Origin of the sequence: Streptococcus oriscaviae (genome assembly GCF_018137985.1) — a bacterium.
Taxonomy (GTDB): Bacteria; Bacillota; Bacilli; order Lactobacillales; family Streptococcaceae; genus Streptococcus; species Streptococcus oriscaviae.
On sequence record NZ_CP073084.1, the window covers coordinates 874150 to 886904 of the forward strand.

At 45.2% G+C, this 12755-nt stretch carries 11 protein-coding genes and 1 other RNA gene; 3 read left to right on the forward strand and 9 right to left on the reverse strand.

Annotation, left to right across the window (positions count from 1 at the left end; translation table 11 throughout):
* Positions 1–72: 72 nt before the first annotated feature.
* The 4 genes from INT76_RS04415 to INT76_RS04430 all read right to left on the reverse strand — a co-directional run bounded on the left by INT76_RS04415 (position 73) and on the right by INT76_RS04430 (position 5212).
* Complete coding sequence (locus INT76_RS04415) at positions 73–2454, reverse strand: primosomal protein N' (RefSeq protein WP_212572602.1); 2382 nt, start codon at positions 2452–2454, stop codon at positions 73–75.
* Positions 2455–2515: 61 nt separating this feature from the next.
* Positions 2516–2830: a DNA-directed RNA polymerase subunit omega gene (gene rpoZ, locus INT76_RS04420; RefSeq protein ID WP_212572604.1), complete on the reverse strand. Its 315-nt coding sequence runs from the start codon at positions 2828–2830 to the stop codon at positions 2516–2518.
* A gap of 31 nt (positions 2831–2861) precedes the next feature.
* On the reverse strand, positions 2862–3488 hold the full coding sequence (gene gmk, locus INT76_RS04425; protein WP_212572606.1) for a guanylate kinase: 627 nt from the start codon (positions 3486–3488) through the stop codon (positions 2862–2864).
* Between the two features lie 110 nt (positions 3489–3598).
* On the reverse strand, positions 3599–5212 hold the full coding sequence (locus INT76_RS04430; RefSeq protein ID WP_212572608.1) for a ribonuclease Y: 1614 nt from the start codon (positions 5210–5212) through the stop codon (positions 3599–3601).
* Between the two features lie 129 nt (positions 5213–5341).
* Between INT76_RS04430 and INT76_RS04435 the strand changes: the two genes are divergently transcribed.
* Positions 5342–5824, forward strand: coding sequence for an S-ribosylhomocysteine lyase (locus INT76_RS04435; protein ID WP_212572610.1), 483 nt, complete (start codon positions 5342–5344; stop codon positions 5822–5824).
* Between the two features lie 145 nt (positions 5825–5969).
* Here INT76_RS04435 and INT76_RS04440 read toward each other — a convergent pair whose 3' ends face one another.
* The 5 genes from INT76_RS04440 to INT76_RS04460 form a co-directional block, all read right to left on the reverse strand.
* Positions 5970–7376, reverse strand: coding sequence for a cell division site-positioning protein MapZ family protein (locus INT76_RS04440; protein WP_249116183.1), 1407 nt, complete (start codon positions 7374–7376; stop codon positions 5970–5972).
* A gap of 12 nt (positions 7377–7388) precedes the next feature.
* The gene (locus INT76_RS04445; RefSeq protein ID WP_212572612.1) at positions 7389–8546 is read right to left on the reverse strand and encodes a THUMP domain-containing class I SAM-dependent RNA methyltransferase; all 1158 of its coding nucleotides are present in this window, start codon (positions 8544–8546) and stop codon (positions 7389–7391) included.
* Positions 8547–8600: 54 nt separating this feature from the next.
* An RNA gene (rnpB, locus tag INT76_RS04450) (RNase P RNA component class B) lies at positions 8601–8967 on the reverse strand.
* Positions 8968–8980: 13 nt separating this feature from the next.
* Entirely contained in the window at positions 8981–9319 is a 339-nt protein-coding gene (gpsB, locus tag INT76_RS04455) for a cell division regulator GpsB (RefSeq protein ID WP_212572614.1), read from the reverse strand.
* A gap of 71 nt (positions 9320–9390) precedes the next feature.
* On the reverse strand, positions 9391–9930 hold the full coding sequence (locus INT76_RS04460; RefSeq protein WP_428843983.1) for an SLOG family protein: 540 nt from the start codon (positions 9928–9930) through the stop codon (positions 9391–9393).
* Between the two features lie 65 nt (positions 9931–9995).
* Here INT76_RS04460 and recU point away from each other — a divergent pair, with 65 nt between their 5' ends.
* Positions 9996–10616: a Holliday junction resolvase RecU gene (gene recU / locus INT76_RS04465; RefSeq protein ID WP_212572615.1), complete on the forward strand. Its 621-nt coding sequence runs from the start codon at positions 9996–9998 to the stop codon at positions 10614–10616.
* Positions 10597–12711 carry a penicillin-binding protein PBP1A gene (pbp1a, locus tag INT76_RS04470; protein WP_212572617.1) on the forward strand — a complete coding sequence of 705 codons (2115 nt, stop codon included), beginning with the start codon at positions 10597–10599 and terminating at the stop codon, positions 12709–12711. Before recU ends, pbp1a begins: the two co-directional genes overlap by 20 nt.
* Positions 12712–12755: the final 44 nt, after the last annotated feature.

The window sequence follows — 12755 nt, forward strand, 5'->3', positions numbered from 1 at the left end:
TTTCCTTAACTCAAGCTACTTTACTGCCAAATCCATCTGCTTGGACAAAAATGAAAAGCCGATTGCTCGGCCTTACATCATCTGTTGCGGTTCATTGTCGATAATCAGCCGCAAATCCTTTTGTTCCTTTTCTTGGGTCCAATCCAGTATCTGGTTGAGTACCTGCTCCACATTATCCTCTTTGCGGTATTTCAAAATGATTTGATAATGGTAGAGATTATGGGTGCGCGCGACGGGCTTGGGTGTCGGTCCAAGAATCTGAATGTACTCTGTCAGATTTCCCCTTAGAACAGCAACTGTTTCAAAAGCCTTTTTCATCACAAACTCTTCTGACTTATGCGATAAGGTCAACCCGACTGTAAAGTAATAGGGAGGATAGCCTAGATTGCGACGAATGGCCATCTCATACCGATAAAACCCCTCATAATCCTGATTTTTGGCAAATGCCAAAGCATAGTGGTGCGGATTGTAGGTCTGAATCAGAACCTCTCCTTCCTTATCCGCTCGCCCAGCTCGACCGGCCACTTGAGTCAGCAGCTGGAAGGTTCGCTCAGAAGAGCGAAAATCAGGTAAATTGAGGGCCGTATCGGCATTGAGAACACCGACCAAGGTGACATTTGGAAAATCCAAGCCCTTGGCAATCATCTGAGTTCCTAAGAGGATGTCTGCTTCTTGACGACCAAAGCGGCCCAAGAGGTCTTCATGCGCCCCCTTTTTACGAGTCGTGTCCACATCCATCCGGAGAATACGGGCTTCTGGTATAAGCTGTTGCAGCTCATCGTAGGCCTTCTGCGTTCCTGTTCCGTAGTATCGAATCGATGGATTTTGGCAGTTAGGACAGGTGTGGGGGATTCCCTTTTGAAACCCACAGTAATGGCAATTCATACTACGGCTGTCCATGTGCAGGGTCAGAGAAATATCACAATTCGGACATTGGTCAACTGTTCCGCAATCCCGGCACATGACAAAGGAGGAGTAGCCTCTGCGATTGAGCATAAGTACGACCTGCTCCTTGCGGGCTAATTTTTCTTGAATTTTTTCGAGCAAGGGCGGAGTAAAATTACTGGTTTCCTGACGGCCAATGTAGTCGCGGAAATCGATGATGTCCACCCTAGGAATCCGAGCCAAGGGATTGGCCCTTTTCTGCAGGGTCAATAGACCGTACAGCCCCTTGCTGGCCCGAGCCCTGCTTTCAAGACTCGGAGTCGCAGACCCCAAAACCAGAACGGCCCTGTTGTACTCCGCTCGTAACTTGGCCACATCTCTGGCATGGTAGCGAGGGTTGCTATCCTGCTTATAGCTGGCCTCGTGTTCCTCATCAATGATAATGGCTCCCAGATTTTTCAATGGAGCAAAGACAGCCGAACGGGCACCGACGACCACCTGAGCCTCCCCCCGCTCAATCTTGCGCCATTCATCATATTTTTCACCATCTGACAGACCTGAGTGTAGAATCGCCACCTGCTGACCAAAGCGCGAGATAAAGCGATTGGTTACCTGAGGAGTTAGGGAAATTTCAGGAACCAGCATAATGGCAGTCTTTCCATCCTGTAAAACTTGATCGATAACCTGAAGATATACTTCGGTTTTTCCAGAACCTGTCACGCCTTGCAAAAGGTAGGTTTGGCTTTCTCGTCCAATCATTGATGTAATTTCTCTGACTGCAATCGCTTGTTCAGGATTGAGGGTTAGAGCCTGACTGGCTTCAACGTTATCAAAATAGTTTTGGGCTCGGCTGACTTCCTCCTCCCAAACCGAGATAAGACCATTTTCTTCAAAATAATGGATGATTTCTGAAGAATATCGTTCCTTCAGTTGGCTCAAGGGAGCTGGCTCCTCTTGCTTTAGGAGTTCTTCCTTTAGCATTTGACGCTTTTTGGCACGATTGCTGATTTCATATTGACTGAGACGTTCATGACAAACCCTGTACCATTTTTCTGTCTTAATCTGCTTTTTGTCCTTCGCTAGATACTCCACTTCAATCTTCCCTGCTTGAGCCAAACGCATAACACGGGCCTGATTATCCACATCCAAATCAGAAAAACGCACTTCTTCCTTCGTTGCAAAAATTTCCCGTCTATCTTCATCTGAAAGACCGGCCCCTGCGTGTAAAATCTTATCATAGGTCGAGTTGAGCAAGTTGGGCAACATCGCCTTCAAAATCGAAATCTTGTAGGAGAAAACGGTCTTTCGCATCTGTCCTGCTAACCAGAGCTGCTCCTGATTCAAGACTGGTCGGTAGTCCAAAATCTCAGCAATTTCCTTGATGTCTGTTGGCTCTTCTTCATCCGACAAGGCGACAACGATTCCTTGGATAAGCCGGTTGGCTTTACCAAAGGGAACATGAACCCGAATCCCTTCTTGCATCAGGCCAGCCAGAGCCTTGGGAACTCGGTAGCTGTAAGGTTTGTCTGTTTGCATCAGAGGAACATCGACAATCACTTGAGCTAGCATAGAAACCTCCTTTCCATAAGCTAAAAGAAACCCAGCTGGTCTTCCAACTGAGCTCCGTTTGTTAAATTTTATCGCCTTCTTCTTTTTCCTTAGCGATTTGCGCCTTAATCTTGCGCTCTTCTTCTTCTTGACGACGGCGCTCCTCTTCCGCACGGCGACGAACAGCCTCACGTTTTGCTTCTGGATTTGGATGAATCACAACGTTGCCAGACTCAATCTCCTCCAGAGCGCGTAGGGTTGACTTTACAGAACTAAACTCTTGAGTTGGTTTTGCCCCTGACTCCAATTCATGAGCCCGCTTGGCTTCCAAGATAACCAAGGAATATTTTGACGGCACCTTGTCCAAAAGGGTGTCGATTGACGGTTTTAACATCATAGCATTCTTACTCTTTCTACTTTTATATTCTCTAGCGAGCTGTTACTTGCTCACGAATCATCTCATCATAACGACCAATCACACGATCCACTCGATAGTGTTCTGCTTCAATAATCCGCTTCACACGCTCAGCCGCAAGCGGAACATGGTCATTGACTACTGCATAGTCGTATTCCCTCATCAAGGCAATTTCTTCCTTTGCCCGTTCGATGCGTTGGCGGATAACCTCTTCACTGTCGGTTCCACGTCCAACCAAGCGGTCTTTCAACTCCTCCAAATCAGGTGGGGTCAGGAAAATAAAGACTCCATCCGGCACCTTTTGTTTGACTTGAAGCGCCCCTTGCACTTCAATTTCCAAGAAAACATCAATACCCTTGTCCAAGGTTTCATTGACATAGGTTAGAGGTGTTCCATAGTAATTACCAACATACTCCGCATATTCTAGCATCTGCCCTTGGCGAATCAACTCCTCAAACTCCTCACGGGTACGGAAGAAATAATCCACCCCATCCACTTCACCTGGACGCTGAGGGCGAGTTGTCATGGATACAGAATATTCAAATTTGTTGTCAGAGCTTTCAAAAATTTCTTTACGGACGGTTCCTTTTCCAACACCAGACGGACCAGAAAATACGATTAGTAAGCCACGTTCTGTCATGAGTTCTCCTTCTAAAGCTTTCACTCTAGTGTAACAGAAAACGAGTGAGATTTCAACCCATTTCACCAAAAGACTAGGGATAGAAAAAGAGTCCGAATGGACCCTCTCTCCTATTTGGCAACCTCAGTCGCGCGCGTTTCACGAATGACCGTGATTTTGATATTTCCTGGATAATCCAGATTGTTTTCGATTTTCTCACGAATATCGTGGGCCAAAATCGTAATCTTATCATCGCTAACCTTATTTGGATGGACGATGATGCGAACTTCACGACCTGCTTGAATAGCATAGGATTGCTTGATGCCATCAAAGCTATTGGCGATTTCTTCCAGGTCTTGCAGGCGCTTGATGTAGGCTTCCATCGATTCACGGCGAGACCCTGGACGGGCTGCGCTAAGGGCGTCAGCTGCAGCAACAATCACGGCAATGGTGCTCGTTGCTTCTACATCTCCATGGTGACTGGCAATCGCGTTGATAACGATTGGATGTTCCTTATACTTACGAGCCAACTCGGTACCGATTTCGACGTGGCTTCCATCTACTTCTCGGTCAATCGCCTTACCAACGTCATGCAAGAAACCGGCACGGCGGGCAAGGTTGACATTTTCGCCCAGCTCTGCAGCCAACACTCCTGCTAACTTAGCCACTTCAATCGAGTGACGGAGAACATTTTGGCCATAAGAGGTTCTAAAGTGCAGACGTCCCATGATTTTAATCAAATCAGGATGCAGGTTTGGTGCGCCAATCTCATAGGCAGCAGCTTCACCATACTCACGAATGCGATTATCCATTTCCACACGGTGTTTTTCCACCAACTCCTCAATGCGGGCTGGGTGAATCCGGCCATCTTGCAGGAGAGCTTCCATGGTCATGCGGGCAATTTCCCGACGGATTGGATCAAATCCAGACAGGACAACTACTTCTGGTGTATCATCGATGATAACATCAATCCCTGTCAGGCTTTCAAAGGTCCGGATATTGCGACCTTCACGTCCAATAATCCGCCCCTTCATAGCATCATCAGGCAAATGAACGGATGTGACGGTCTGTTCTGCCACATACTCACCAGAGATTCGCTGCATAGCTTGAGCCAGCAGATCTTTGGCCGTCTTATCTGCTCTTTCTTTAACCTCGCGTTCTGCTTCCTTGATACGAGTCGCAATCTCATGGGATAACTTGTCGCGAGTGTCGGTCAAAATCAATTCACGCGCTTCTTCTTGACTGAGCGAAGCTACTTTTTCTAATTCCTGAGCTTTTTGCTCCTCTAGTTTCGCAACTTCTTGTTCACGCTCATCAATGTGTTTAGATTTGTCAGTCAGACTTTGTTCTTTTTTCTCCAAAGTCTTTTCTTTATTTGTTAAATTATCATCCTTTCGATCCAAACTGCTGGCACGTTCTGTCAAACGCGCTTCTGCTTGTCTCAGTTCTTGTCGTTCCGACTTAAACTCTTCTGCTATTTCTTCGCGATACTTACGAGCTTCTTCCTTGGCTTCCAAGAGCAATTCCTTCTTCAGGCTTTGGCGGTCGCGCTCTGCAGTTCTCACAATTGCTTCTGCTTCCCGCTCTGCCTTTCCACGGACATTGCTAGCTTCTTGTTCAGCGTTTAAAAGTGTCAATTCTGCTGTTCCTTTAGCAGATTTCATCTTCAAAGAAATGGCTAGATAACCAATAACTAAACCAATGAGAGCAGAAACAAGAGCAACCACTATCGGATTGAGTTCCATATTTCCACCTCTTTATTTTCATTGTAGATTCAAAAAATCCTCTTCTATTCTAACATATTTCAAACGATTTCACAATTCAAAATTGAAATTATGTTATAATTATCATAACGAATAACAAAGGAGAAATTTATGAGCAAAGAAGTTATTGTTGAAAGTTTTGAACTGGATCACACCATCGTTAAAGCCCCTTACATCCGCTTGATTTCAGAGGAAGTCGGCCCCAAAGGTGATGTCATCACAAACTTTGACATCCGACTGATTCAGCCCAATGAAAATGCCATGGACACCGCAGGTTTGCATACCATCGAGCATCTTTTGGCGAAGTTGATTCGCCAACGCATCGACGGTTTAATCGATTGTTCTCCCTTTGGTTGCCGCACTGGTTTTCACATGATTATGTGGGGCAAGCAAGATCCTACCCAAATAGCCAAAGTTATCAAGTCTAGCCTAGAAGAAATTGCCCAAGGAATTTCTTGGGAGGATGTGCCAGGTACCACTATCGAATCCTGTGGCAACTACAAGGACCATAGCCTTCATTCTGCCAAGGAGTGGGCAAAATTGATTTTGGAGCAAGGGATTTCTGACAACGCCTTTGAACATCGGCCGGTATAAGCGTTTTTCCAAGTCAAAGCGGCAAATTGTCGCTTTTTTCTATGATAAAAAAAACAAAAATGCTGAACTGACCAAGAATCAGTCCAGCATTTTTATTATCCAATTTAAAAGAGTAATTTGTCTAACTTAATGTGATACATATGATTTAATAATCCAGAGCATCTGAGTGGCCAGCACCGTTACCAACAAAGTAACCCGTCTTACAATTGAGGGTAAAGAGGTAGACTCCATCTGGACGATAGAGATTGTAGTAGCCATTGCCGTTTACAATATTCACCTTTTCCAGAATATAGTCATTCCCTGAGATATACCCACGTTGTTGAGAAATAGAAATGATGGTTTCCAATACCCCTGCGTTAAAGGTCCAAGCCTCATTGTTGACATCGTCAATGGCAGCCTGATTATAAGGAACCCGGCTGACGTCACGCTGCAGGGTAACTCCTGCTGGAACGGCAATGCCATAGATAGAGGCTGCACCTGTTACCGTTGCACTTGTTGCTTCCGTTGTTTGACTAGAAGACGCCGAGGTTTCTGTAACCGTCTTATTGGTTTCAGCAGATTGACTGACAGTTGCAGTAACGCCACTTTCCTGCTGGGAGCGACCGAGAGTAACGGCTGCTGCAAGCACTGCATCCACTGAGCTGATACCTGTTGTGACAGCTGTTAGATTGGCATCTCCCTTTACAGTTGCTGAAGAATCGACCTCACCATCTACAATAACAGGCTTGTCAAACTGATTGTTGAGGTCTTGCAAAGCAGCAATAGCCTTGGCCAACTTGTCGTAGCGAGATTTCGCTTCCTTATAGGCGTCTGTTGAGCTATCCATTTTATCCAGCAAGGCTTTTAACTCAGCAAGTTTCCCAAATTCAGAATTTTTCAACTTGGTTTGCTCAGCATCAACAAAGAAGCCAGCATAAAAACTGTCAAAAGCAGCCAGCGCCTCATTTGTAGTGCTTGAAGAGCTCGTTCGGCTAGATCTTGTTGTAGAGCTGCTTGACGAAGCTGTTGAATCATTTTTATTCGCTGCATTAAGCCAGATAAAGGCCGAGGCTAAAATACCGACAAAAAGCGCGGAAATGCCTAAACCAACAAAGATTTTTTTTCTGCTCTCTTTTCGACTCTCTACATCTTCATAGTCGTTAAAATCTGCTGTTTCAGGAGCAGGCAGCTCTTCAACGATAAGCGGAGTTGTTTCCTCTGCTGAAACTGCTGGTTCTTCTTTTTCCTCGGTAGAAACGACTTTATGAAGAGCAAACTCCTGTGTTTCCTCCAAAAGAGTAGCTTCTGAGGTCGCTTCTTCTAAGCTTTCCTCTTTTGCGCCTTCTTCAGTTAATGGTGCCTTGGCAATCTGTGTTTCAAATTTCTGGGATTCAATCTCATCACGGTGCTGCTTGATATAACGATCCAAAATGCTATCGTCTTCCGTTACACCTGCTTGTATTTCTTGATGCTTACGAACGGCCTCGGCAATGGTCATATCCTTAGCCTGCTCAAATTCCAATACTTTTTCATCATCTTGTGGCAGACCTGTTTGTTTGTCTTTATTTTCCAAATCTACTGACTCCTATTCTGTTCTTGTTCGTTTCACACGTTGTCCGAAAAATTGATAGAGATCTACCTTCAGGGTTCCATTGTAGAGCTTGCGCTTCTTGTCAGCTTGGCTGCCAAAACGACTTTCAAACTGTTCATCGCTGGTCAAGATAAACTTGGACCAGGTTGTCAGCGGGGCAAAAACCTCCCCCATTTCTCGATACAGTCTTGCAATGGCAGTGTCATCCAAAAGCCGTTCTCCATATGGCGGATTGGAAAGGATAACGCCGTTGATTTTATCTGTTCGCAAATCCTGCAACCGCATCTGCTTGAAGCAAATAGCGTCCTCAACACCTGCTGCAAAGGCATTTTTCTTGGCGATTTCCACCATGCGACCGTCGATGTCAAAACCAGAAATATCCAAGACAAGGTCTGTCCGAATCTGAGTTTGAGCATCCTTGCGAGCTTGTTCGACCGCATCCTGATCCACCCAATTCCATTCTTCAAAAGCAAAGGAGCGCTTAAGTCCTGGAGCTATGTTGCGAGCTAGCAGAGCTGCCTCAATACAGAAGGTTCCTGAACCACAAGTTGGATCAATCAAGGGTTTATCAGGGTACCAGTTGGACAGTTGCAAAATAGCTGCTGCCATATTTTCCTTGATAGGAGCTCCGCCTTTTTCTACCCGGTAGCCTCGCTTAAAGAGACTGGCTCCCGTTGTGTCAATCATCACCGTCGCCTGATCTTTTAGAATGGAAACTTCAATTTTAAACTCTGCCCCAACTTCCTGCAAGGGGACATTTTCTGGGCGAGAAAAATGTTGCTGTAATTTCTTAACGACTGCCTTCTTACTGATGGCCTGAACACTCGGCTCATTGTGGAGTTTAGACTTGACGCATTTGGCCTTTGAAATCGGAAATTTACAGCCCAGAGGCAAGTAATGCTCCCAATCTAGGCCAAAAACACCTTGAAACAATTCCTCAAAGGTGCGAGCAGGAAACTGACCCACCACAATCTTTATTCGGTCGGCAGACCGGAGCCAAAGATTGGTCTTAATGATGGCGTCTAGCCCGCCTTCAAAGCGGACCCGTCCATTTTCTACCTGGCAATCATAGCCTAGATTACGAATTTCTCGACCAACAACCGCTTCTAAACCAGCCGCTGCAGTGGCTACCAATTCAAATTTTTCTTTCATCTGTTTCCTCTATTGAATAAAGGCTAGCAAAGCTAGCCTACCTATTATGCAATTTTCTATAAGCCATGTTTTGTTCCAGCGGCACTAGGCTCTGCCGCCTTCGATAATCATCTGTCTACCGCTTATGCAGTCAGGAAAGACCGTTCGGATTCCAGCTTTCCCATGCCCCGACCAAAGTTTGGGTTGCTAGCTTGAGGGGTTTACCGCGTTCCATTTTTTACGTTTCCATAAAAACTTCGTCACTGTGGCACTTTCAGGTCTACTATGGCTTATCCAAGGACTTAGCCAATTTGACCGCCGTAACGTATCGCTACGTCCCTAGGCTTATGGATTCGCCTAGCACAAACACTACCAGCATCACAGCCGGTGCTAGCATGGACTTTCCTCATGGTAGCACGCTACCACGCGATTATCCAAAAATTGCACAGTCCAGTTTATTCGTACGATTCTTGAATAATTTGTTTGCCAAAAACCTCTTTTTCCAGACGGTTCAGTCGGCGCAAAATATCAAAGTTGGTCGCAGATGAAGCTCGCTCTGTCCGAAGAACTTCTGACTCATCTGCAACTGGCGCTGCTGTACGAGGAGCATTGGCTGCCTGAGCCTTCAAACGGGCGATTTCCCCTTTTAACTCCTTGATAATGGCCTCGTAGGCGTCGTAATCTTTCATAATATCATCAAGGAAATCATTGACTTCATCTTGATCATAACCACGAAAACCAATTTTAAAATCCTGCTCAAAAATATCTTTAGTTGTAAATTTAATACTTGCCATTTTTCTCTCCCAAATCTAAAAACGTCACTAGCTCTATTATATTAAAAAAAATAGGGAAAAATCAAGTCATTTTACTCAAATTCTTCAAAATTTTCAGCCACCTCATTTAAGCGATCAAAGGTGACCCTCTTATCAGTATACCCTGCCTTTTTTAAGAGGAGATTATGCAAATATTTCAAGTTTGTTTCATTTTCCGGTTCGTAAAATAGATAGGCACCATCGGTATTATCTAGTAAAAATTCATTGTAGGCGCGGAATTGCCCTGGATTTTCATAGTGAGTATAGGTAAACTTGACAAAATCAACTGCCTTAAAAGCGGCCAATTTCTCTTGATTGGCTTCGTTCCAGTTCTGACCATGATTTTCAAAGGGGAAAATGGTCGCTATCTGGCAGTCATACCCCTCTTGTTTCAAGTCCAACAGAACTTGTAAGACCCAGTATTCAAAGCCAAGATTGCCTGTAAAAACAAACCATTCCGTCCCGTTTTCCAGGAAATGGATGAGGTCTTGTCGGATAACTTTTTTGATGAGGTAGATCCTAGCATCCTTATCCGAAAAAATCCCCAGATCAGTGTGCCGGTAGCCGGTCACCAATAGGCTCCTAATGTGCATGACTTGTACTCTTTTCCTTCTTTATGTTATAATGTACTGATAATAGTTTATCAAGAAGGAGTTCTATGGTCAATTATCCTCATCAGATAAGAAAGAAAATCATTAGAACAAATAGTGACCCCCGTCAAAAACGTGTTAACTTCGCTAACCGTGGAATGTCTTTTGAAACGGCCATTAACGACAGTAATGGATACTATCTAGCTCATGGGATAGCCGTTATTCATAAGAAGCCAACTCCTATCCAAATTGTCAAAGTGGACTATCCAAGACGAAGCCGGGCCAAGATTGTAGAAGCCTACTTCCGTCAGGCATCCACTACGGACTATTCAGGAGTTTTCAAAGGATACTACATCGACTTTGAGGCCAAGGAAACACGCCAGAAGACAGCCATGCCCATGAAAAATTTTCATGCTCACCAGATTGAGCACATGGAACAGGTTGTTGGACAGGGGGGAATCTGTTTTGTCCTCCTTCACTTTTCAACCCTGAAGGAAACCTATCTCTTGCCCGCGGTTGCTCTGATTTCGTTTTATCAGATCGATCAAGGCAGCAAGTCCATGCCGATTGCCTATATTCGTGAACATGGCTATGAGATAGAAATAGGCGGTTTTCCTAGCCTGCCCTATCTGACAATCGTTGAAAAAATTTTATTAGGTGGTGACTCTGTTGAACAAAACAACCATTAAAAAATTACTGCTGATTGCAGCCAACTGCCTTCTGGCAGTCTTCATCATCGCTGTTATTGCAGGGGCCGCTCTGGTAACCTACTACATCAGCAGCGCTCCGGAGCTAACCGAAGAAAGTCTGGTCGCAACTGTTTCCAGTAAAATTTACGATAAGGATGGCAACTTAATTGCAGACCTTGGAACAGAAAAACGCTCCAATGCCAAGACGGAAGAAATCCCTACCGAACTAGTGAATGCTGTTGTAGCAATTGAGGACCAACGCTTCTTCAGCCATAGGGGAATCGATGTCCTCCGTATCGCGGGGGCTCTGTTGAACAACCTTTCTGGCGGCAATTTACAAGGGGGATCAACCCTTGATCAGCAGCTCATCAAGCTAACCTATTTCTCGACTTCTACCGAAGATCAGACCCTCAAACGAAAAATTCAAGAAGCCTGGATGGCCTTGCAGTTGGAGCGGCGCAATACCAAGCAAGAAATTTTGACCTACTATATCAACAAGGTCTACATGTCCAACGGAAACTATGGTATGAAAACGGCAGCCAAGTCTTACTTTGGGAAAGAACTGAAAGACTTGACCCTCCCTCAGCTAGCCTTGCTGGCCGGAATGCCTCAGGCACCAAACCAATACGACCCTTACACCCAGCCAGAAGCTGCTAAGGAGCGTCGTGATTTGGTCTTGGCTGAAATGTTGGAAGAAAAGTACATTGATGCTACCCAGTATGAGCAAGCGGTTCTGACTCCCGTAACAGATGGGCTTCAACCATTGACAAACGAGGCAGCCTACCCTGCTTATATGGACAATTACCTCAAACAGGTCATCGAAGAAGTTGAGAGCAAAACAGGCTACAACCTTTTGACAACTGGTATGGATGTCTATACGAATGTGGATCCTGCTGCCCAACAACAGCTTTGGAACATCTACAACTCCGATCTTTATGTGGAATACCCAGATCCTAACTTCCAGGTTGCTTCCACTGTTGTCGATGTCAGCAACGGTCGTGTCGTAGCCCAACTGGGCGGACGCAATCAGGCTAGCAATGTTTCCTTCGGTACCAACCAAGCCGTTGAAACTAACCGTGACTTTGGCTCAACCATGAAGCCTATCACGGATTATGCCCCAGCTCTAGAAAACGGCATTTATACCTCAACGGCTGATACCATTGTCGATGGTCCTTATAATTATCCAGGCACTTCCACACCGGTCAACAACTGGGACAAGAGGTACTTTGGTACGATGACAGTCAAATCTGCCATCCAGTATTCCCGTAATGTCACAGCTGTTAAAGCCTTGGAAGCTACTGGTTTGGAAAACGCTCATAACTTCCTAAATAGTGTCGGTATTTACTATCCGGAAATTCACTATTCCAACGCCATTTCTAGTAACACTACGGATTCCAGCCGCCAATATGGAGCTAGCAGTGAAAAGATGGCTGCGGCCTATGCAGCTTTTGCCAACGGCGGAACCTACTATGCACCGCAATATGTCAACAAAATCGTCTTTAGCGATGGAACGGTCTCCGAATACGCAGCTGAAGGCAAACGGGTTATGACGGAAGAAACTGCCTTTATGATGACGGATATGATGAAGGCCGTTATGAGCTATGGTTATGGATTGAACGCTTCTGTCAGCGGTGTACCAATGGCTGGAAAGACAGGTACGTCTAACTATACTGACAGTGAGACCGATACAATTTTGGCTACAGTTCCTGAAGCCAATTATAGCTATATGGTTGTTCCTGATGAAAACTTTGTTGGCTACTCGAGCAGATACTCAATGGCTGTTTGGACCGGTTACACCAACCGGATGGTTCCTCTTCTGGATAATGGTATGCATGTTGCAACTGATGTTTATCACAACATGATGGCCTTCCTCAATTCACCAGAAACAGCAACTGATTGGGAGATGCCTGACGGACTGGTTCGCTACGGTTCTAGTTACTACCTCAAGGGTAGCCGTTCTGTCACGAACTACTATTACAGTACAACGACTGAAGCAGCAACTACTTCTGAAACAAGCGGTTCAACCACAACTGCTTCAAGCGAAACGACTGAACCAACAACTAACTCCCCGTCAACCAACCAGAATGGTGACTAGAAAATAGTACCCAGAAATTTTTCTGGGTTTTTCTTTTATACTTT